This is a genomic window from Streptomyces sp. NPDC018000, from assembly GCF_044328025.1.
In the GTDB taxonomy this organism is placed as follows: domain Bacteria; phylum Actinomycetota; class Actinomycetes; order Streptomycetales; family Streptomycetaceae; genus Streptomyces.
Genome location: NZ_JBIRGM010000004.1, coordinates 475,050 through 495,235, shown reverse-complemented (window position 1 = coordinate 495,235; position 20,186 = coordinate 475,050). Strand labels below are relative to the sequence as shown.

Annotated in this window: 19 protein-coding genes and 2 pseudogenes; 17 read left to right on the top strand and 4 right to left on the bottom strand. The window is 68.7% G+C overall.

Going from position 1 to position 20,186, the window contains the following annotated elements; genetic code table 11:
- Positions 1-81: 81 nt before the first annotated feature.
- The 3 genes from ACH4EW_RS13810 (at position 82) to ACH4EW_RS13800 (ending at position 2,146) form a co-directional block, all read left to right on the top strand.
- Positions 82-774 (top strand): response regulator, encoded by a 693-nt coding sequence (locus tag ACH4EW_RS13810; RefSeq protein ID WP_398256067.1) that lies wholly within the window; start codon positions 82-84, stop codon positions 772-774.
- A gap of 187 nt (positions 775-961) precedes the next feature.
- The gene (locus tag ACH4EW_RS13805; RefSeq protein ID WP_398255709.1) at positions 962-1,378 is read left to right on the top strand and encodes an OB-fold nucleic acid binding domain-containing protein; all 417 of its coding nucleotides are present in this window, start codon (positions 962-964) and stop codon (positions 1,376-1,378) included.
- Positions 1,379-1,381: 3 nt separating this feature from the next.
- Positions 1,382-2,146 (top strand): DUF3159 domain-containing protein, encoded by a 765-nt coding sequence (locus ACH4EW_RS13800; RefSeq protein ID WP_398255706.1) that lies wholly within the window; start codon positions 1,382-1,384, stop codon positions 2,144-2,146.
- A 153-nt stretch (positions 2,147-2,299) separates the two neighbouring features.
- On the opposite strand, the gene ACH4EW_RS13795 is transcribed toward ACH4EW_RS13800, so the two are convergent.
- Both ACH4EW_RS13795 and ACH4EW_RS13790 read right to left on the bottom strand, forming a co-directional pair.
- On the bottom strand, positions 2,300-2,977 hold the full coding sequence (locus ACH4EW_RS13795; protein WP_398255704.1) for a potassium channel family protein: 678 nt from the start codon (positions 2,975-2,977) through the stop codon (positions 2,300-2,302).
- Positions 2,977-3,645: a potassium channel family protein gene (locus ACH4EW_RS13790; RefSeq protein WP_398255701.1), complete on the bottom strand. Its 669-nt coding sequence runs from the start codon at positions 3,643-3,645 to the stop codon at positions 2,977-2,979. Before ACH4EW_RS13790 ends, ACH4EW_RS13795 begins: the two co-directional genes overlap by 1 nt.
- 499 nt (positions 3,646-4,144) lie before the next feature.
- Here ACH4EW_RS13790 and ACH4EW_RS13785 point away from each other — a divergent pair, with 499 nt between their 5' ends.
- From ACH4EW_RS13785 to ACH4EW_RS13745, 9 genes and pseudogenes are all read left to right on the top strand, one after another.
- Positions 4,145-5,773 carry an IS200/IS605 family accessory protein TnpB-related protein gene (locus ACH4EW_RS13785; protein WP_398256065.1) on the top strand — a complete coding sequence of 543 codons (1,629 nt, stop codon included), beginning with the start codon at positions 4,145-4,147 and terminating at the stop codon, positions 5,771-5,773.
- A gap of 15 nt (positions 5,774-5,788) precedes the next feature.
- Positions 5,789-6,460 (top strand): annotated as a pseudogene (locus ACH4EW_RS13780) (pyridoxal-phosphate dependent enzyme); the annotation flags it as partial.
- 113 nt (positions 6,461-6,573) lie between these two features.
- Positions 6,574-8,622 carry an APC family permease gene (locus ACH4EW_RS13775; RefSeq protein WP_398255699.1) on the top strand — a complete coding sequence of 683 codons (2,049 nt, stop codon included), beginning with the start codon at positions 6,574-6,576 and terminating at the stop codon, positions 8,620-8,622.
- A gap of 100 nt (positions 8,623-8,722) precedes the next feature.
- Complete coding sequence (locus ACH4EW_RS13770; RefSeq protein ID WP_398255696.1) at positions 8,723-10,051, top strand: class I SAM-dependent RNA methyltransferase; 1,329 nt, start codon at positions 8,723-8,725, stop codon at positions 10,049-10,051.
- Positions 10,052-10,187: 136 nt separating this feature from the next.
- A complete protein-coding gene (locus ACH4EW_RS13765) occupies positions 10,188-10,403 on the top strand; it encodes a hypothetical protein (protein WP_398255694.1) in 216 nt (71 codons plus the stop codon).
- Positions 10,400-10,858, top strand: a complete 459-nt coding sequence (locus ACH4EW_RS13760; RefSeq protein ID WP_398255692.1) for a nucleotidyltransferase family protein — start codon at positions 10,400-10,402, stop codon at positions 10,856-10,858. The genes ACH4EW_RS13765 and ACH4EW_RS13760 overlap by 4 nt, the downstream gene beginning before the upstream one ends.
- 480 nt (positions 10,859-11,338) lie before the next feature.
- Entirely contained in the window at positions 11,339-12,046 is a 708-nt protein-coding gene (locus ACH4EW_RS13755) for a hypothetical protein (protein WP_398255690.1), read from the top strand.
- The gene (locus tag ACH4EW_RS13750) at positions 12,033-12,473 is read left to right on the top strand and encodes a hypothetical protein (RefSeq protein ID WP_398255687.1); all 441 of its coding nucleotides are present in this window, start codon (positions 12,033-12,035) and stop codon (positions 12,471-12,473) included. The genes ACH4EW_RS13755 and ACH4EW_RS13750 overlap by 14 nt, the downstream gene beginning before the upstream one ends.
- A gap of 81 nt (positions 12,474-12,554) precedes the next feature.
- Complete coding sequence (locus tag ACH4EW_RS13745; protein WP_398255684.1) at positions 12,555-13,127, top strand: YrhB domain-containing protein; 573 nt, start codon at positions 12,555-12,557, stop codon at positions 13,125-13,127.
- A gap of 287 nt (positions 13,128-13,414) precedes the next feature.
- On the opposite strand, the gene ACH4EW_RS13740 is transcribed toward ACH4EW_RS13745, so the two are convergent.
- Positions 13,415-14,395 (bottom strand): ArsR/SmtB family transcription factor, encoded by a 981-nt coding sequence (locus ACH4EW_RS13740; RefSeq protein WP_398255682.1) that lies wholly within the window; start codon positions 14,393-14,395, stop codon positions 13,415-13,417.
- Between the two features lie 89 nt (positions 14,396-14,484).
- Between ACH4EW_RS13740 and ACH4EW_RS13735 the strand changes: the two genes are divergently transcribed.
- The 5 genes and pseudogenes from ACH4EW_RS13735 (at position 14,485) to ACH4EW_RS13715 (ending at position 19,095) form a co-directional block, all read left to right on the top strand.
- On the top strand, positions 14,485-15,801 hold the full coding sequence (locus ACH4EW_RS13735; protein ID WP_398255680.1) for an MFS transporter: 1,317 nt from the start codon (positions 14,485-14,487) through the stop codon (positions 15,799-15,801).
- A gap of 209 nt (positions 15,802-16,010) precedes the next feature.
- Positions 16,011-16,487, top strand: a pseudogene (locus tag ACH4EW_RS13730) (transposase); the annotation flags it as partial.
- Between the two features lie 61 nt (positions 16,488-16,548).
- A complete protein-coding gene (locus ACH4EW_RS13725) occupies positions 16,549-17,070 on the top strand; it encodes a transposase (protein ID WP_398255677.1) in 522 nt (173 codons plus the stop codon).
- Between the two features lie 54 nt (positions 17,071-17,124).
- Complete coding sequence (locus ACH4EW_RS13720; RefSeq protein WP_398255675.1) at positions 17,125-17,562, top strand: DUF4259 domain-containing protein; 438 nt, start codon at positions 17,125-17,127, stop codon at positions 17,560-17,562.
- Between the two features lie 267 nt (positions 17,563-17,829).
- Complete coding sequence (locus ACH4EW_RS13715; protein WP_398255672.1) at positions 17,830-19,095, top strand: M20 family metallopeptidase; 1,266 nt, start codon at positions 17,830-17,832, stop codon at positions 19,093-19,095.
- 163 nt (positions 19,096-19,258) lie between these two features.
- Here the strand turns inward: ACH4EW_RS13715 and ACH4EW_RS13710 are convergent, their stop codons facing one another.
- Positions 19,259-19,984, bottom strand: a complete 726-nt coding sequence (locus ACH4EW_RS13710) for a dienelactone hydrolase family protein (RefSeq protein ID WP_398255669.1) — start codon at positions 19,982-19,984, stop codon at positions 19,259-19,261.
- Positions 19,985-20,186: the final 202 nt, after the last annotated feature.

Genomic DNA, 20,186 nt, shown 5'->3' with positions numbered 1-20,186 from the left:
TCAGCTCATGACCTCGCAGGTCACCTCATGATCTCCGCCACGTCCCAGGAGATCGCCGTACAGCAGAAAGGCAGGACCCCCATGACCCGGGTGCTTGTGGTCGACGACGAGCCGCAGATCGTACGCGCCCTCGTGATCAATTTGAAGGCGCGCAAGTACGAGGTGGACGCCGCGCCCGACGGCGCGACCGCCCTCCAGCTCGCCGCCGCCCGCCACCCCGATGTCGTCGTCCTCGACCTCGGACTGCCGGACATGGACGGCGTCGAGGTGATCAAGGGGCTGCGCGGCTGGACCCGGGTGCCGATCCTGGTGCTCTCCGCCCGCCAAACCTCCGACGAGAAGGTCGAGGCCCTGGACGCAGGCGCGGACGACTACGTCACCAAGCCGTTCGGCATGGACGAACTGCTGGCCCGGCTGCGTGCCTCGGTCCGCCGCGCCGAACCCGTGGGCCAGCACGGCTCCGACGGCGTCGTGATCGTCGAGACCGAGGGGTTCACCGTCGACCTGGCGGCGAAGAAGGTCCACCGAGAGGGGCGCGACGTACGGCTCACCCCCACCGAATGGCACCTGCTGGAGGTGCTGGTCCGCAACAGCGGCCGGCTGGTCAGCCAGAAGCAGCTGCTCCAGGAGGTCTGGGGGCCCTCGTACGGCACCGAGACCAACTATCTGCGGGTCTACATGGCGCAGCTCAGGCGCAAGCTGGAGGCCGACCCCTCGCACCCCCGGCACTTCGTGACCGAGCCGGGGATGGGCTACCGCTTCGAGCGCGGCTGAACGGGTCGCCGGGTTCTGTCCTCGGGTCCAGTCCTGTAGCCCGTGCCCGGCCCTGCCGCGTAATCCGTGCGCTGCCCAGCCAGTCCCGTAGCCCGTTACCGGCCCTGTCCCATCACCCTTGCGAGTGACCCGTTCGAGTGAGACCGGGACGCCCGCTCGGAGCACAGGAGACCGGTACCCTTCGGGTATGAGTGCTGTTCCTCGTTCCGAGAAGGCCGGCAAGGCTGCGAAGCCGTCCGGCCGCTTCCGGCGGATACTCGACCGGCTGTCCAGTTCCCAGGAGGACCTGGAGTCCGAGGAGCTGCAGGAGGACTCGCAGGCTTCGGGGTGCACGCGGATCTCCGAATGCACCGACCGGCAGATCGTCAAGGTGACTGGTACGTTGCGAACCGTCACCCTGCGGCCGCGCGCCGGAGTGCCCGCCCTGGAGGCGGAGCTCTTCGACGGCACCGCGCCGCTGGACGTGGTCTGGCTGGGCCGGCGGTCCATCGCGGGCATAGAACCGGGCCGCAGGCTCATCGCCTCGGGCCGGATCGCCATGAGTCATGGACGCCGGGTGCTGTTCAATCCCAAATACGAACTCCGACCGTTCGGCAAGGAGTAGCCGGTGACGTCTCTCGACAAGCCGACGTCCGACAAGGACCGCACCACCCGCACCGACCAGCAGGACGCCGACGCGCAGGCGGTCACCGAGGCAGTGCTCTTCGAGGCGTTCGGCGGTGTCCGGGGGATGGTGGAGACAGTCCTTCCCGGGCTGCTCTTCGTCACGATCTTCACGGTCAACAAGGATCTGCACCTCTCGGCCATGGCGGCCCTGGCGGTGTCCCTACTCCTCGTCGCCGTACGGCTGATCCGCAGGGACACCGTCAAGCACGCCTTCAGCGGTGTCTTCGGCGTCGCCTTCGGTGTGGTCTTCGCGAAGATGACCGGCAATGCCAAGGACTTCTACCTGCCGGGCATGCTCTACACGCTCGGCCTGGCACTCGCCTACCTGATCAGCACCCTCGCCGGGCTGCCGCTGATCGGTCTGATGCTGGGCCCGGTGTTCAGGGAGAACCTCTCCTGGCGCACCAGGAACCCCGGCCGCAAAAAGGCGTACGCCAAGGCCAGCTACGCCTGGGGGCTGATCCTGCTCGCCAAATGCGCGATCCTCTTCCCGCTGTACTGGTGGGCCGACACCACCCAGTTCAGCTGGGTCCTGGTCGCTCTGAAGATCCCGCCGTTCCTGCTCGCGGTCTACCTGACCTGGGTCTTCCTCGCCAAGGCGCCGCCGCCCATCGATGTCTTCGCCGAGATGGAGGCGCAGGAGCAGGCCGAGAAGGCCCGCAAGGCGGAAGCGGCCGCCGCCGCGACGCGCCACCAGGAGTACTGAACCGCTGCCTTCGACACAGCCGGAAGGGCCCGCAACCGTTTCGCACGGTTACGGGCCCTTCGCGGCACTTGGGCGTGTTTCGAAAGTCCCGTCTGGCCGGGGCCCCGCCCTGCGGGCGGACGACGCCACTTTCGAAACACGCCCTGGGACCGGTCAGTCCTCCGAGTCGCCCCGGCGCACCGACAGCAGGTCCTCCAACTGCTCCTCGCGGGCCTGCGCGGCCACGAAGAGCAGCTCGTCACCGGCCTCCAGCGTCTCCTCGGTGCTCGGCGTCAGAACGCGCTGCCCACGAATGATGGTGACCAGCGAGGTGTCCTCGGGCCAGGCCACTTCGCCGACCTGGGTGCCGGCCAGCGCCGACTCCGGGGGCAGCGTCAGCTCGACCAGGTTGGCGTCGCCGTGGCTGAAGCGCAGCAGCCGGACCAGGTCGCCGACGCTCACCGCCTCCTCGACCAGGGCCGACATCAGACGCGGCGTGGAGACCGCCACATCGACGCCCCAGGCCTCGTTGAACAGCCACTCGTTCTTCGGGTTGTTGACCCGCGCGACGACCCTCGGCACGCCGTACTCGGTCTTGGCGAGCAGCGAGACGACCAGATTCACCTTGTCGTCGCCGGTCGCGGCGATCACGACGTTGCAGCGTTGAAGTGCCGCCTCGTCGAGTGAGGTGATCTCGCAGGCGTCCGCCAGAAGCCACTCGGCCATCGGCACCCGCTCCACCGAAATGGCCGTCGGCGCCTTGTCGACGAGCAGCACCTCGTGCCCGTTCTCCAGCAGCTCGCCCGCGATGGAACGGCCCACCGCGCCGGCCCCGGCAATTGCGACACGCATCAGTGACCGCCCTCCTCAGGACCCTCGGCGAAGGCCGCCTCGACCTTCTCGACCTCGTCCGTACGCATCATCACGTGGACCAGGTCGCCCTCCTGCAGCACCGTCTGCGAGGTGGGCAGTATGGCTTCGCCCAACCGGGTGAGGAAGGCCACCCGGACGCCCGTCTCCTCCTGCAGCGTGCTGATCTTGTGGCCGATCCAGGACGGGGTGGTGTGCACCTCCGCGAGCTGCACACCGCCGCTCGGATCCCGCCACAGCGGCTCGGCACCCGAGGGCAGCAGCCGCCGCAGCATCTGGTCCGCGGTCCACCGCACGGTGGCGACCGTGGGGATACCGAGACGCTGGTAGACCTCGGCGCGCCGGGGGTCGTAGATCCGCGCCGCGACATTCTCGATGCCGAACATCTCGCGGGCCACCCGGGCGGCGATGATGTTCGAGTTGTCGCCGCTGCTCACCGCGGCGAACGCACCGGCCTCCTCGATCCCCGCCTCACGGAGGGTGTCCTGGTCGAAGCCGACACCGGTGACACGCCGCCCACCGAATCCTGACCCGAGACGCCGGAACGCGGTGGGGTCCCGATCGATGACGGCGACCGTGTGCCCCTGCTGCTCCAGGGTCTGCGCGAGAGCGGCTCCTACTCGCCCGCAGCCCATGATGACGATGTGCACCTTGCGCCTACCTCGCAGTCCTGGTCGTCCGGCTCACCTGCGAAAACACCCTGCTCACACTTCTTCCTCAGCTTGCCGGGCAAACAACGGGGCAACGGTCTGTCCCGTTGCCCAGGATGAGCTTATGCGGCCGAGAGTGCGAGGCCTCATCCGAGTGCGCTTTCGCCGCGCCCGCCGTGACGCGGACGAGGAGGGGCGCCGACCACAGCCACTGCGGGACGGACCCTTGAGTACGACCGCCAAGACCCGCAAGCTCGAATACCTCGTCGCCGATGCCCTGGCGAAGGGCTGCGACACACTCGTGTCGATCGGAGAGGGGTTGTGAGCTGCTGCCGGTTTGCTGCGCTGAAGTGAGTTGTGGTGAGCGGGAGTGGGCCCTGTCGGTGGGTGTGTGGGGTGGGAACGGGGGTTCTGGGGCCGAATGGGTGACCTTGGCGGCTGTTGCTCGTTGGGCAGGGAGCAGTGGCAGGTGTCCGGTGTTGGGGGAGGGGGTGGTGTGGTGGGTGGTTTGCGGGAGTTGGCGGCGCCGTTCGTGGTGCCGGGGCCTTGCGGGGTGGCGGTCCGGGACCGTCTGAAGCACCTCACGCCCCAGGACGAGAACGTGCTTCGCCTGGTCGGTGAGCATCAGGGCCGTCTGGCCTCGCGTGATCTCAAAGCTCGCTGCGCGGATGGTCTGGAGCACGGTGCGGACACCTGGGCGTCACGCAAGCGGGACCTGACGCCGCTGTCGTCGTCACGGATCGCGGGTGCGATCACCAAGGCCACACACGACCAGTGGGCGCTTGCCCGCCGTGGCCAGGCCGCGCACATCCAGACACTGGAAGTCGGGATCAGGACGCTGCGCCACCGGCTGTCCCTCCCGATCGGTACGCCGGGGACGAAGCGGGCCGCGGGCGGCTACCGCTCCCGCGGTGAGTGGTTCCACAAGTCCCGGCGCCTGGCCGCGCTGGAGGCGCGGCATGCGGCCGTGGTCGCCGACCGGCAGGCCGGGCGGGTGCGTGTGGTGCGGGGCGGCAGACGTCTCCTCAACACCCGCCACCACCTCACCCGAGCCCGGCTGACCGAGGAGCGGTGGCGGGAGCGCTGGGAGGCGGAGCGCTGGTTCATCGCCGCCGACGGCGAATCGGGCAAGCGGTTCGGGAACGAGACCATCCGCGTCACCCCGGACGGTGAAGTGTCCATCAAGCTGCCCGCCCCGCTCGCCCACCTGGCCAACACCCAACACGGCCGCTACACGTTCACCGCCACCGTGGCGTTCGCGCACCGGGGCGTGGAGTGGGCCGACCGCATCACCGCGAACCGGGCCGTCGCCTACCGCATCCACCTCGACACCGACCGCCACCGCTGGTACCTCACCGCCTCCTGGCAACGCCCCGTTGTGCAGACCATCCCGTTGGAGGCCGCCCGGGCCCGGGGCATGATCGGCGTCGACACCAACGCCGACCACTTCGCCGCCTACCACCTCGACCCACACGGCAACCCCATCGGCGACCCGCACCGCTTCCCCTACGACCTCTCCGGCACCACCACCCACCGCGACGCACAGATCCGCCACGCCCTGACCCGCCTGATCAACTGGGCCAAGCAGACCGGTGTTGCCGCGATCGGCATCGAGGATCTCGACTTCACCGCCGAGAAGACCCGCGAGAAGCACGGCCGCCGGAAACGGTTCCGGCAGCTGATCTCGGGCATTCCGACCGGGAAGCTGAAGGCGCGGCTGGTCTCCATGGCTGCCGAACAGGGCCTTGCGATCGTGGCCGTCGACCCCGCCTACACCTCCTTGTGGGGTGCCCAGCACTGGCAGAAACCGCTGGCCACCCCCAAGCGAAAGATGTCCCGTCACGATGCCGCCGGCATCGCGATCGGGCGACGCGCCCTCGGACACCCGGTCCGGCGTCGGACGGCACCGCCCCCGCACGACCGGAGTGATCGTGCGGGGCATCGGACCGCCCAGGCCGGACCGGGCACCCGAGGACGTGAGGGGACCCGCCCACCCGCAACGGATCACGCCCCTGGAGGCGTGCCGCCGAGCGGGACGCGAAAGCGGGAGCCCAGCGCATCCAACACCGTTCGGGATGCGCCCAGAGCGCAGCAGTGGGTCCAGGACTCACTCATGCACACTGGTTAGGAACGGTCCAGTCCAACCACACCCGTCGCGGCGGTCGCGGCCCGCGCCGGCCTCAAGTGCGTACTCATCCAGGAGAGCTGGGAGCAGGCGCTGCGCGAGGTCGAGGAGGGCGGCGGCCGGCCGTACGCCATCCCCGCCGGCGCGTCCGACCATCCTCTCGGCGGGCTCGGCTTCGCCAACTGGGCGTATGAGGTCGCCGAACAGGAACGCGCACTCGGCGTGTTCTTCGACACCGTGGTCGTCTGTTCGGTGACCGGCTCCACCCAGGTCGGCATGGCCGCAAGCTTCGCGGCGCTCGAAGAGGCGGGCGGCCGCCCACGGCGCGTGCTGGGCATCGACGCCTCCGCCGAGCCCGCCCGTACCCGCGAGCAGATCGCCCGGATCGCGGCGGCCACCGCACGGCTCATCGGGGTGCGCCGCGAGCTGACCGTGGACGACATCGAGCTGGACGAGCGCTACCACGCGGGCACGTACGGCATCCCCGATGACGCCACCCTCGACGCGATGCGGCTCGCCGCCCGTACCGAGGGCATGATCACCGACCCCGTGTACGAGGGGAAGTCGATGGCCGGGACGGTCGACCTCGTGGCGCGCGGCGAGATCGCCCGCGACTCCACCGTCCTTTACGCCCATCTCGGCGGACAGCCGGCGCTCAACGGCTACAGCGCCCTGTTCGCGGACGCCTGAGCGCAAGGATTGCGTTAAGGATTTCGTGGCTTTTTCGGCCGAGCGCAGGAGATTGTGAGGCCACGGGGGTGGTGGGTCTGCGGCTTTCATACGGAACGCTTACGATCCTCTGCGTGTCCAAACTGACCGACTTGCCCAAACGGATTCTGATCGGGCGGGCGCTGCGCAGCGACAAGCTGGGAGAAACGCTCCTTCCCAAGCGCATCGCACTTCCCGTCTTCGCATCCGACCCGCTGTCCTCGGTGGCGTACGCGCCCGGAGAAGTTCTCCTGGTGCTGTCCGTCGCGGGCGTGTCGGCCTACAACTTCAGCCCCTGGATCGCGCTCGCGGTCGTGGTCCTGATGTTCACGGTCGTCGCCTCGTACCGGCAGAACGTGCGCGCCTACCCGAGCGGTGGTGGTGACTACGAGGTCGCCACCACCAACCTCGGCCCCAAGGCCGGGCTGACCGTGGCCAGCGCACTGCTGGTCGACTACGTGCTGACCGTCGCGGTGTCGATCTCCTCCGGGGTGGAGAACCTCGGCTCCGCGATCCCGTTCGTCGTCGAGCACAAGACGGCGTTCGCGATCGCGGCCATCGTGCTGCTGACGCTGATGAATCTGCGCGGCGTCAAGGAGTCCGGCACGCTCTTCGCCATCCCCACGTATGTCTTCGTGGCCGGCGTCTTCATCATGATCGCCTGGGGCGCAATCCAGGGGCTGGTCCTCGGCGAAACCATGCACGCCCCGACGGCGGGCTACGAGATCAAGGCCGAGCACGAGGGGCTCGGCGGTGTCGCGCTGGTCTTCCTGCTGCTGAGGGCCTTCTCCTCCGGCTGTGCCGCCCTCACCGGGGTCGAGGCGATCAGCAACGGCGTACCCGCTTTCCGCAAGCCGAAGAGCAAGAACGCCGCCACGACGCTCGCGATGATGGGCCTGCTGGCCACCACCATGTTCTGCGGCATCATCGCCCTGGCCATGACCACCGGTGTGAAGATGGCGGAGAACCCGGCAGAGGACCTGCTCAACAACGGTGTTCCGGTCGGCTCCGAGTACGTCCAGGACCCGGTGATCGCACAGGTCGCGGCCGCTGTCTTCGGCGACGGCACGTTCCTCTTCGTCGTACTCTCGGCAGCCACCGCTCTCGTCCTCTTCCTGGCCGCCAACACCGCGTTCAACGGCTTCCCGGTGCTCGGCTCGATCCTCGCCCAGGACCGCTACCTGCCCCGCCAGCTCCACACCCGCGGCGACCGGCTCGCCTTCTCCAACGGCATCGTGCTGCTGGCGGGCGCGGCGATCCTGCTGGTCTGGGTCTACGGTGCGGACTCGACCCGGCTGATCCAGCTCTACATCGTCGGCGTCTTCGTCTCCTTCACTCTCAGCCAGATCGGCATGGTCCGGCACTGGAACCGCCACCTGGCGACGGAGAACGACCCGGCCAAGCGCCGCCGCATGATGCGCTCCCGCGCGATCAACACCTTCGGCGCCTTCCTCACCGGCCTGGTGCTCGTGGTCGTGCTCGCCACCAAGTTCACCCACGGCGCCTGGGTCGCTCTGCTCGGCATGGTGATCTTCTACGTGACGATGACCGCGATCCGCAGGCACTACGACCGGGTCGCCGAGGAGATCGCCCCCGAGGAGACCCCGGCCGACGAGACGATGCGGCCCTCCAGGGTCCACTCGATCGTCCTGGTCTCCAAGCTCCACCGGCCCACGCTGCGCGCCCTCGCCTACGCCAAGCTGATTCGCTCCCACCGCCTGGAGGCACTCTCCATCAGCGTCGACCCGGCCGAGACCAAGGCGCTCAGGGAGGACTGGGAGCGGCGCGGCATCGACATCCCGCTGAAGATCCTCGACTCCCCGTACCGCGAAGTCACCCGCCCGGTCATCGATTACGTGAAGGGCCTGCGCCGGGACAGCCCGCGCGACGTCGTGAGCGTGTACATCCCGGAGTACGTGGTCGGCCACTGGTACGAGCACCTTCTCCACAACCAGAGTGCGCTGCGCCTCAAGGGGCGGCTGCTGTTCACCCCGGGCGTGATGGTGACCTCGGTGCCGTACCAGCTGGAGTCCTCCGAGGTGGCGAAGAAGCGCGCCAGGAAGCGCGCCGAGTGGAACGCACCGGGTTCGGTGCGCCGCGGACCGGTGGAGCGCAGGTCCAAGGAACCCGCCAACAAGGGCTGACGGCGCCCGCCTGCTCGTGGTAAACGGCCGGACGACACCCACGTAGACTCGTAGGTTGTTGTCCGGCCGTTTTCCCCTTGATCTCTGGAGCCACCCCCTCATGCAGAACGAACCCACGTCGTCGCTGGTCGGGGAGGAGTACGAGGTCGAGGTCGGGCCCGTCGCACACGGCGGCCACTGCATCGCCCGCACCTCGGAGGGCCAGGTCCTCTTCGTACGGCACACGCTTCCCGGCGAGAAGGTCGTTGCCCGGGTCACCGAGGGCGAGAGCGACTCCCGCTTCCTGCGCGCCGACGCGGTACGGATCATCGAGGCGTCCAAGGACCGCGTCGAGGCGCCCTGCCCGTACGCCGGTCCCGGCAAGTGCGGCGGCTGCGACTGGCAGCATGCCAAGCCCGGCGCCCAGCGCCGGCTCAAGGGCGAAGTGATCGCCGAACAGCTCCAGCGTCTCGCGGGCCTCACCCCCGAGGAGGCGGGCTGGGACGGCACCGTCATGCCGGCCGAGGGCGACAAGCTTCCGGCGGGCGAGGTACCGGCCTGGCGCACCCGGGTCCAGTACGCCATCGACGAGGACGGCCGGGTCGGCCTGCGCAAGCACCGCTCGCACGACGTGGAGCCCATCGAGCGCTGCCTCATCGCGGCCCCCGGCGTCACCGAACTCGGCGTCGAGAAGCGGGAATGGCCCGGCATGGCCTCGGTGGAAGCCATCGCCGCCACCGGCTCCCACGACCGCCAGGTCATTCTCACGCCGAGGCCCGGCGGCCGGCTGCCCCTCGTCGAGCTCGACAAGCCCGTCTCGGTGATGCGCGTCGACGAGCGCGACGGCGGCGTCCACCGCGTGCACGGCCGGGCCTTCGTCCGCGAGCGCGCCGACGACCGCACCTACCGGGTCGGCTCGGGCGGCTTCTGGCAGGTCCACCCGCAGGCCGCCAACACCCTCGTCCGCGCCGTCATGCAGGGCCTGCTGCCCCGCAAGGGCGACACCGCCCTCGACCTGTACTGCGGCGTAGGCCTGTTCGCGGGCGCCATCGGTCAGCGCATCGGCGAGAAGGGCGCCGTCCTCGGCATCGAGTCCGGCAAGCGCGCCGTCGAGGACGCCCGGCACAACCTGAAGGACCTGGAGCGGGTCCGCATCGAGCATGGCAAGGTCGACCAGATCCTGCCGCGCACCGGCATCACCGAGTGCGACCTGATCGTCCTCGACCCGCCGCGCGCAGGCGCGGGCAAGCAGACGGTCAAGCACTTGACGGGCCTGGGCGCCCGCCGCATCGCGTATGTGGCCTGCGACCCGGCGGCGCTGGCGCGCGACCTGGCTTACTTCCGGGAGGGGGGCTACCGGGTGCGGACGCTGCGCGCGTTCGACCTGTTTCCGATGACGCACCATGTGGAGTGCGTGGCGATCCTGGAGCCCACTGCAAAGGGTCTCTGACCTGCGGTTACCTGTCTGGTCCTCGAATGGTCCGACCTGTTTCCGGGTGACCACCACGTGGGGGCTGGAAACGCCCTGACCTGTAGTCCGAGGCGGTTGGCGACCTGCAATTTCGTTGCCTCAGCGTGCCTGGGCCATGGGCGAACGGCTCCGCAAACTCGGCATCCGGCTCGCCGAAGCCCGCTCGACCGCGCTCTTCCAACTCGCCACCGAGCTGCCCGCAGCAGTCCTCGCCCGCACCCTCGGCATCGACATCACCGTCGCCGTCAAATGGCACCGAGCCGCCGCCGGAGACTGGGCCGCCTACGCGGCCGAGGTCGGCCGCCGTCAAAATACCCAGGAGCCCACATGACACACCGCGCCGGACAATCGAACCGGAACGAGGTCTCCCAGGAACGAGCCGCCGAAGTACAGGAGGTCATCGCCCGCATCGCACGCTGGGCCACGACCCGCCAGGACATCGTCGGCCTGCTGCTTGTCGGCTCATATGCCCGCAATGCCGCACGGCCTGACTCGGATATTGACATCGTCCTGCTCACGACAGACCAGACCCAATACTTCAACAACTCCTGGGCCGACGAACTCGCCCTCGGCGAGCTCGTCCGAACGCAAGAGTGGGGGCCCATCACCGAACGACGCTACGCCACGGCCTCAGGTTTGGAAGTTGAGATCGGCATCGGGTCTCCGGAGTGGGCACAGACGGACCCCGTCGACCCTGGCACACGTCGCGTCGTCACCGATGGCGCCCGCCCTCTACATGATCCGGCAGGAGTCCTTGCCTCTCTGATCCAGACATGCGGATCATGAGCCATCCCATCAGGGCATTCCGGGAGTTCCAATACCCGACTCCACCATTACACGTCCAGCAGACGAGGGTGGAAGACGCCTGGCTCGCCGGGCAGCAACGGGCCGCGAAGCGGCTGGAAGGGCTGATGGGATGAAGTGGAACCTGCGGCTAACCGCCGCGAACAAGGGTATCTGGAAGGCCTCCGAGCTGCAGCGGAGCCTGGCCGGCCTGGGCGCAGTACCTCGCACACCAGCTGGCCGAGGCCCGCGGCTGGGGCCGCAACATCCGCTTCGCCGTCAACCGCGGCCTGGCCCACCTCCTCACCGGCTACGTCGAGGGCGACGTCATTCGGCACACCGAGATCTTCACTTCGCTGCCGCGTCCTGCACGACGGCGGCCCGCGCAGCCTCCCGCGACGAGAGGGAACGGTCTGGCTCTACCTCAACCGAGTCCGCCCGGCCCTGCTGGAGTGGTCGGGCTGCTACGACCACCTGCGCGAGGTGACCCGCGACGACGTCCTCACCCACCCCAAGGCTCTTCACGGCCGCCATCGCCGCGATCAACTCATTGCCCTGCGTTCGCTGTTCACCTGGGCCAAGCGGAACGGGCTCATCTTCCGCAACCCCACCAGCCGGATCAAGGTCGGGCAGAACGAGTACTCCGTACTGCAGCCGCTCGTCCCAGACCAGGTCAACCGAGCCGTCGCGGCGGCCACGACCCCGGCGACACGGCTCATCCTCGCTCTCGCCGCGGTCCACGCCGCCCGGGTCGCCCAGATCGGCACCCTCATGCTCGACGACGTCGACATCGGCAACCGGCGTCTGACCATCGCCGGACGCGTGCGGCCGCTCGACGAGCTCACCCTGAAGCTGCTGCTGGACTGGCTGGACCACCGGCACACCCGCTGGCCGAACACCGCGAACCTCCACCTGCTGATCAACAACCAGACCGCGAACAGGACCACCCGGGTCAGCAACCACTGCATCAGCGCGGCGATGCGCGGCCAGACCGCGACACCGGAGCGGCTCCGCGTCGACCGGCAGCTCGAAGAAGCCATCGTCCAAGGCCCCGACCCACTCCATCTCGCCGAGGTCTTCGGCCTCCACGAGAAGACCGCCATGCGCTACGCGGACTCGGCCCGGCGCCTCCTGGAGACCAGCGCCGAGTCGTTGAACGCCGTGAAATCATCGGTGGATGATCAACGCTGAGGATCTGGTCGGCAGACGCCTGCTGAAGGTGACGACGTCCTGGCACCACTACCAGGAGACCGAGCTTTCCCTCCTGCACATGTGGCTGCACATGGACGACCTCGGCCCCGTCCAGTTCCACACACCGGGCGACGGGTTGTCCATGGAGATCGACCAGCCTCACGGCCCCTACGACATGGACGAATACGGCCACACCACGGTCGAGGACGACCTGCCCGACTTCCCCATGACCCGCTTCGTCGGCCAGCGGATCCTTTCCACCCAGGAGGTCCGCTACCGGCGCGAGAACCTCGACTTCGCCATCGGCATCACTCTGCAGTTCGAGACCGGAAGCATCCGCGTCCTCAACCTCGCGGACGAAATCGTCCTGGCCCATGACCAGCACCTGGGCCCGGTCGAGGCGCACCTCCATGTGGCGGATGCCTGAATCCCTCACCCTGGGAACGCGACGAACCCGGCGGAAGAAAACTCCTGTTCATGTCCCACAGCATGCGGGATGCTGCCGGACATGATCGACCGTGACTTCGCGATCCGGGTGGCCCAGGAAGATCTGGACCGCAGGTACTCGGGGCGGCTGGTGGTGACCGAGGTTGAGGCCCACGAACTCGTCTGGATCGTCTACTACCAAACCGCGGAATACCTACGAACGGGAGACCCAGGTCAACTCTTGGCCGGCAACGGCCCGTATCTGGTGGATCGCCTCGATGGGAGTCTTCACCAGATCGGACCGGTCGCAGCGGTTACCGGCGAGTGGGAGCTGGACTACCGGACCCGCATCAGGAAGATGACCACACGCACTGCAGTGGATGACCTGCACGAGGAGATCCACCAGGCAGCGGCGACCGATGGACGAATCATCGCCATGCACCTGCTGCGCCAGCGGGTTCCGACACTCACGCACGCGCAGGTCATCGAGTACGTCACCGCTCTGCAGGCAGGCACCGCACCACCGCACCTGGCGGCCATCGCCACCAGCACCCTCGTCCCCGTCCTCGATCCTGTCCTCGGCGTCCACACCATCCACCGCGCGGGCTCCACGCCAGCTGTGGAGTCGGCCGCTGAGGGTGGCCCCGTGTCTTGATGCGAACTCGCGGGTCCTTCGCCGAGAATCAGGGTGGTCGACCCGCGGGTTCACCATGAAGAACCTTCAGTTTCCTCGAACTCGCGGGGCTCTCCGGCCTCGGAGAACATCGGTACAGCGGCTATCGGTGAGATTGATCATGGTCGGGCGGCCTTCGCACTTCTGCGCTGGTTGCGCCGGCTGCGTATCCGCTGGGAAATCCGCGCCGTCATCCACCAGGCCTTCCTCACCCTCGGCCGCGCAATCGTCTGCTGGCGGCGCCTCAAAAGCAGTGCTGATCTGATCCCTCAGCCCGTACCGCCTACCAGCGCCTCGCCGAGCGGGGTGCGCCGGTAGAGCACCGACCGTCCGGACCGGGCGCGGACGAGCAGTCCCGCGCCTCGCAGGATGGCGAGGTGGTCTCCTACCGCGCCGGGTGTCATGGCGAGGCTTCGGGCGAGGTGGCTGGTACTGGCCGGGGCGTCCAGCGCCAACAGCAGCCGGGCTCGGGACCGGCCGACCAGAGCGGCCAGGGCGTCCGGTCGGGGGACGCTCTCCTGTTCGCCCCACAGGGCAGCGGTGCCGCGGGCACGATAGATCAAGGTCCTGGGCCAGGGGTCTTCCAGGTGGGCGGCGATATTCGCGACGAAGACCGAAGGGATCAGCAGGAGCCCGTCGCCGGCGAGGCGGACTGTTCCGACTTGGGGGAAGTGGCCGATCTCGATACCGCCGGCTTGCCAGGCGATGCTCGGGTGCAGGCTCTCGATGGTCGTGACCCATCCGTGTTCGCCGATCACACCCACCCGGTGCACGACATCGCGCTCACAGATCGCGCGCAATTGCGGCCAGTCCGTGGCGAGCAGCTCGTGCCACGCCTGGTCCATCGCCTCGGCGATCCTGGAGGCGGCGTCCGTCGAGTCCAGCACTGCGCGTACGCGGGGATCGCGGGCGGACGGGCCGGTCGCGTTGGTGGCGAATTCGTGGCGGGCCGCTTCCAGCGGTGTGGCCCGGATCATGGCCAGGTCGTCTGCCCAGGTCTGGTTGAGGCCGCGCGGGGGCGGGGCGACGAAGTTCGGTCCGGATTGGGGGCTGTGCAGGGCGAGGACGGCGTTCAGTTCGGTCTCGCGGCGAAGCCGTTCGAAGGCCGGCAGGAGCCGGGTGGCCCAGGCTCGCGGCAGTGGCCGGTCTTGGCCGGCGAGCGAGCGCAGCAGGAAGCAGAGGTCCATCGCGGGAGAGAGCGCGAAGCGGCTGCGCAGCAGGGCCTCGACGGAGACTTCGAAGCGGAGCACCCTGCGACGTTACCGCAGGACGTCCGTTCCGATTCGTCGAGCGACGAATCATTGTTGGGTGGGGTGGGCGCACGGCGAGGCTGGGCGTCATGACCCCAACCGCCGAACCCGCGCAGGGCAACCACCGTGCCACCTACCGGGAGGTGCTGGCCGAGCCACGATTCCGGCTGCTCTTCTCAACCCGCACCGTCGCGATCACTGCGGACGCGCTGCGGATCACCACGTTCTCGGTGCTGGTCTTCTCGGCCACCGGCTCCGCGCTGCTGAGCGCACTGGCCTTCGGCATCGGCTTCATCCCGCAGCTGTTCGGCTCGCTGCTGCTGGGCTCACTGGCCGACCGACTGCCGCCCCGCGCGCTCATCACCGGCGGCTACGCCTTGACGTGCGCCGCCGCCCTGCTGCTCGCCCTGGTGCGGATGCCGATCGCGGCAAGCCTCGGTGTCGTGGCGCTGGTCGCCCTCGCCACACCGGTGTTTCACGGCGCGTCGAGTCGGCTGGTCGCGCAGTCGCTGGAGGGCGACGCCTATGTACTGGGCCGTTCACTGAACAACATCGCTGCCTCCGGCGCGCAATTGTTCGGTCTGGCACTGGGAGGTGCGGTCGTCGCGGTACTCGGCCCGCACCGGGCGCTCGCGGTAAGCGCCGTCCTCTACCTCGGCTGCGCGCTCGCTATCCGCATCCGGCTACCCCGGCTGCAGCCGGGAGAGTTCGGCGGCACACCTGGCAGCGCTCGGGGTGATGGCGGGGCCGTCCGGGCAAGCCTGCACGGTACCGGCCTGCTGCTGCGCGGACGCACGGTGCGACGACTGATGCTGGCGCAGTGGCTACCGACCGCTTTCGTAGCGGGCGCGGAAGGCCTGCTCGTCGCCTACGCGGGAGGACGCCACTTCGCGCCCGGCTGGTACGCGGTGCTGATGGGCTGTCTGCCGGTCGGCATGCTTGTCGGTGACCTGCTGGTGGGCCGACTCCTACTACCACCCACCCGGGAGCGACTGGTAGTCCCGTTGATTGCGCTGATGGGACTGCCGCTGGTCGGCTTCGCTGCCGAGCCCGGAGTGGGCGTCTCGTCCTGTCTGCTGCTGCTCTGCGGCTTCGGATTCGCCTACGGTCTCGGCCTGCAACGGCCGTTCCTGGACGCCCTGCCGCAGGATGGCCAGGGCCAGGCCTTCGGTCTGCTCGGCTCCGGCAGCATGACGCTGCAGGGCGTCGGGCCGGCCTGCTTCGGCTCGGTGGCCGCAGTCATCGGAACAGGCGGCGCAATCGCCCTGGCAGGCGGCGCGGCGGCGCTTACCGCCGGCTGGATTCTCACCTGGCACCCGCTCACCTCCCCGGTCCCCGTCCCGAACTACTCAACGGGATCAGAGAACGGCACCGAACAGCATGCGTGTAGTTCTCCTGCGCAGTAACCGCCGCAGGTCGAGTCGGCTGCGAGCCGTCACGCACCCCACCCCCACCCCACGCCTCTCTGACAGACAGTCATTCCCGGTAGTTCATTGTGTAAGGAGTCCTAAGCCTCGATCCACCGAGTGACTTGCGTCCTGTGGATGAGGAAACGAGAAGAGGTGCCCGCAGTGCGGACAGCATCGACGACCTGGACGTCCTGCGGCACGGCGCGATGCCGGCCCTGTTCGGCGGGATTCGCGCCCCGTCCACGCTGGGCACGTTCCTGCGTGCCTTCACCCACGGCCATGCGCTTCAACTCCATGCCGTGCACAGCAGATTCCTCGCCGCGCCGGCCGCGCACACTCCGCTGCTGCCCGGCTCCGGACAGAAGGCGTTCATCGATGTCGACTCCACCCACAAACGCGTGTACGGCCGGGCCAAGCAGGGCGCCGAATACGGCCGGTTCAAGGGCATCCGCACCCTGCACCCCCTGCTCGCCACAATCTGCACCCCCCACTCCCGCCCGGTGATCGCCACAGTACGGATGCGCCGCGGCAAGGCCGCCGACTCCCGCGGGGCCCCGAAGTTCGTCAGCGAGGCCCTGGCCACTGCCGTCGAGACCGGCTGCACCGGGACCCGCATCCTGCGGGCGGACTCGCAGTTCTACAACGCCGGGGTGATCGCCGCCTGCCGCCGGGCCGGCGACCACTTCTCGATCACCACCGGGATGAACCCCTCCATCAAACGGGCCGTCCACAGCATTCCCGACGGTGGGCCGAGGGCTGCACGACGCCTGGACCCTCTGGAAGGAGATCCAGAGCCACGGATACGGCGGAGGATACGGGGCGGTCCGTGCTTACCTTCGTCCCTTCCGGGACACTGCGCCGGAAGGTCGGCCGCCATCGCCCAGGACAGTCGCCGGGTGGATCCTGACCCACCCCGACAGCCTTCCGGAGAAGGAGCGACTGAAGCTCAAGTCCGTTCTGGCCCACTGCCCCGAGCTGGACGCCCTTGCCGGGCACGTCCGCTCCTTGGGGCAGATGCTCACCCAGCTCCAGGGAGAACGGCTCCCCGAGTGGATCGCGGCGGTCCGGGCCGACGACCTGCCCAGCATGCACACCTTTATCAGCGGCCTCGAACGTGGCCTCTCGGCCGTCACCGCCGGCCTGACCCTGCCCTGGAGCTCCGGCATCGTGGAAGGCCACGTCAACCGCATCAAAATGATCAAGCGGCAGATGTACGGACGTGCTGGCTTCAAGCTTCTGCGCAAGCGGGTGCTGCTTGCCTCGTGACCTCGCTGTCGGTGGCCAATGCGACGATCCCCAGACGGCCACGCGAGGAGAGATATGGGCACCTGGGACATCGGCCCCTTCGACAACGACACCGCCGCCGACTTTGGGGGTGATCTGGACGAGGTGGCGCTGGAAGAACGCGAATCCATGATCCGCGGCGTGCTCAAACGTGCCGCGGACCCTGCGGACTACCTGGGTATCTACGACGGCGAGCGGGCAGTGGCCGCAGCTGCCCTGGTTGTCGCCCAGCATCCTGACGGCGAGCCGGCGTGTTCGAACTATGGCCCATCAGAACCGCTACCGGAGTTGCCCGCAGACCTTCGAATGCTCGCCGTCGACGCTCTGGACCAAGCGGTCTCCGACCGGTCTGAACTCGCCGAGATATGGGCCGAAGCTGCGAACTGGTCGAAGTGGCGCCAGGACATCACCCGCCTTCGCGACGTCCTGGACGCCCCGATCCCGCCACAAGAGGAAGCTCTCTTCGAGATCTGACGGTCACCCACAGTCACGGCGCAAACAGAAGTTGAGCCAGAACCTGAGATCGGGAGTCACCCATTGCGCACGATCAAGACAGGTGTTCGGCCTCGCGGTCACCGGACCGGCGCTCAAGGAGACAGCAGCGTCAACGCGGCAATTCCTCGTGGTGTGGTTACCACCACTCCCACACGGTGGCTGGCTGGATAGGCAGCGGCATCAGTGTCCGGCGATCGTGTGTCCCGGAAAACAACGTGATCCGAAGGGGGAACAGTGAGTCGTCCCATGGAACGCGCTCTCGCGCGCCGCACGTTACTGGCCGGCGCAGCGGCGGCCAGTGTGGGAACGGTCTTTGCAGGCGCGGGGAAGGCCGTGGCCGGTGGGCGCGGGGGACCGGTGAGACAGGCGGCAGTGGCCGCCGAGGCGGCGCGTCTGGAGCGCGCGTTGATCGAGTTGCGGCGGGACATCCACCGGCACCCCGAAGCCCCGGGGCGGGAGCAGCGCACGGCCGCTGCGGTGGCCCGGAAGCTACGGGCGGCGGGGCTGACCGTTACCACCGGGGTGGGCGGCCACGGTGTCGTCGGTGTCCTGCGGGGTACGCGTCCAGGCCGGACCGTTGCCTACCGGGCGGACATGGACGCGGTTCCGCCCACAGACATCGTCGGGACAGGTCCCGCTCCGGCCCACGTCTGCGGCCACGACGTCCACACCACAGTGGGTATCGGCGTCGCTCAAGTCCTGGCACGGCTGCGGCAGCAGTTGAGCGGAACAGTGGTCTTTCTCTTCCAGCCTGCCGAGGAGACCCTGTCCGGCGCCCGCGCACTGATCGACACTGGCGTGTTGGAGCGTATGGGCATCGAGGAGATCCATGCGCTGCACTGCGGGCCGTTTCCGGTCGGCCAGTTCGCTGTGACTCCGGGCTACGGGTTGCCGGGCCAGGACAAGGCGGAGGCGACCCTCTCCGGGCCGGACGCGCTCGATGCCGCGCGGCGCCTGACCGCCGACATCGGCGCGCTCGCAACGGTGGCGGTGCCGCAGACCCCAGCGGACCTGGAGCGCCTCGTCGCCGACGCCAAAACGCCCAACGGTCCGCTGGCCCGGTTCGTAGCCATGCGGGCCAGGGCCCAGGAGGCCACGGTGAGTGTGTCCTATCGCTGCTGGCCGCCGGAGCGGTACGTGAAGGTCCGTGAGGACATCCGCCGAGTGAGCATGCTGTACTCGGGGGCCGCGACACGCTTCCCCGCCGAGCCGTTCCCGGCCATGGTCTGCCCAGAGCGCGACGCCAACCTGCTCGCCCACCACCTACGCCGGACCATCGGCGGTGACACGGTCATCGAGCTTCGTGCCGCCTTCCCCTTCAACGGTGAGGACTTCGCCCTCTACTTGGACCGGATCCCCGGTACGTACACATTTCTCGGCGTCCGTGCTCCTGGAGCACCCATCACAACGAGCTTCCCGCACTATCCCGACTTCTCCCCAGATGAGCGCGCCATCGGCGTCGGCGTACGGGCGATGGCTGGCTGGATCGCCGAGCGCACCCACGGGGCGTAGGGCCTGTCAGGTGGATTCAGGGCCGGGGGCGACCTCGGCCGCTACAGCTTCACCGCCTCCACCCCGGCCGCCGGCGCCCTGCGCCCGCTGCGCGACCCGGACGCGCCGGAGCTGGACGAAGACGACGACGGCGGGCAGGAGTGGGTATCAGGAGCCGATCGGATCAATCCGTGACGGGCAGGCACTCGGCGAGCAGGGCGACGATGTCACGCCAGGCTCGCTGTGCGTGCCGTGGGTGGTAGCCGACGCCGGGAGGCACAGTGTGGTCGACCGGTGGGTGGTGGAAGGCGTGAAGGGCTCCTCCGTAGACCACGAGGCGCCAGTCGACGCCCGCGGCCTGCATCTCTGCGGTGAATGCGTCCCGTTGCGCGGGCGGCATGATCGGGTCTTCCGACCCGACCCCGGCCCATACCGGGCAGCGAATGCGTGCCGCCTCGCCCGGTCGGCCCGTGGTCAGTGCGTTGACTGTCCCAATCGCGCGCAGGTCGACGCCATCGCGACCGAGTTCCAGTGCGACTGCGCCCCCGGTGCCGTAGCCGACGGCGGCGGTCCGGTCGGGGTCGGCCCGTGGTTCGGCACGCAACACGTCGAGCGCTGCGTGACCGATTCCTCGCATCCGGTCGGGGTCGGCGAGCAGCGGCATGCAACGGGCCAACATTTCCTCTGGGTCTTCCAAATAGCATCCGCCGTGGAGGTCGAAGGCCAGCGCCACGTACCCCAGCTCGGCCAGAGCCTCGGCCCGGCGGCGCTCGACATCGCTGAGCCCCATCCCCTCGGGTCCGATCAGGACTGCGGGCCGGCGCTCGGCACCAGCCGGGAGCGCGAGGTATCCGATCATCGTCAGGTTGTCGGCCGGGTATTCGACCGTACGGGTTGTGACCGTCGTCATGCGACTGGACGGTAATGACCGTTGCGCCCGCTCGGGGTGGTGTTCACCGATGGCTGACAGCAGTCTGTCCCGACTACATCGGCGTCAGGGACCAATCGCGCAGCGGATGGCGGTAGCGCGGATTCCGGTTCGGTCGTCTCGCAAATGAGGAGATATGAGAGGCGTGCTGGGAGGTCAGCCCCCGGCACGGCGCGATGCCGGC

Excerpts from the sequence above, each read along its gene's own strand:
- ACH4EW_RS13760 (WP_398255692.1), top strand. The coding sequence starts at position 10,400 with ATGACACACCGCGCCGGACAATCGAACCGGAACGAGGTCTCCCAGGAA.
- ACH4EW_RS13770 (WP_398255696.1), top strand. The coding sequence starts at position 8,723 with ATGCAGAACGAACCCACGTCGTCGCTGGTCGGGGAGGAGTACGAGGTC.
- ACH4EW_RS13710 (WP_398255669.1), bottom strand. The coding sequence starts at position 19,984 with ATGACGACGGTCACAACCCGTACGGTCGAATACCCGGCCGACAACCTG.
- ACH4EW_RS13765 (WP_398255694.1), top strand. The coding sequence starts at position 10,188 with ATGGGCGAACGGCTCCGCAAACTCGGCATCCGGCTCGCCGAAGCCCGC.
- ACH4EW_RS13810 (WP_398256067.1), top strand. The coding sequence starts at position 82 with ATGACCCGGGTGCTTGTGGTCGACGACGAGCCGCAGATCGTACGCGCC.
- ACH4EW_RS13715 (WP_398255672.1), top strand. The coding sequence starts at position 17,830 with ATGGAACGCGCTCTCGCGCGCCGCACGTTACTGGCCGGCGCAGCGGCG.
- ACH4EW_RS13795 (WP_398255704.1), bottom strand. The coding sequence starts at position 2,977 with ATGCGTGTCGCAATTGCCGGGGCCGGCGCGGTGGGCCGTTCCATCGCG.
- ACH4EW_RS13745 (WP_398255684.1), top strand. The coding sequence starts at position 12,555 with ATGATCGACCGTGACTTCGCGATCCGGGTGGCCCAGGAAGATCTGGAC.
- ACH4EW_RS13805 (WP_398255709.1), top strand. The coding sequence starts at position 962 with ATGAGTGCTGTTCCTCGTTCCGAGAAGGCCGGCAAGGCTGCGAAGCCG.
- ACH4EW_RS13735 (WP_398255680.1), top strand. The coding sequence starts at position 14,485 with ATGACCCCAACCGCCGAACCCGCGCAGGGCAACCACCGTGCCACCTAC.
- ACH4EW_RS13750 (WP_398255687.1), top strand. The coding sequence starts at position 12,033 with ATGATCAACGCTGAGGATCTGGTCGGCAGACGCCTGCTGAAGGTGACG.
- ACH4EW_RS13720 (WP_398255675.1), top strand. The coding sequence starts at position 17,125 with ATGGGCACCTGGGACATCGGCCCCTTCGACAACGACACCGCCGCCGAC.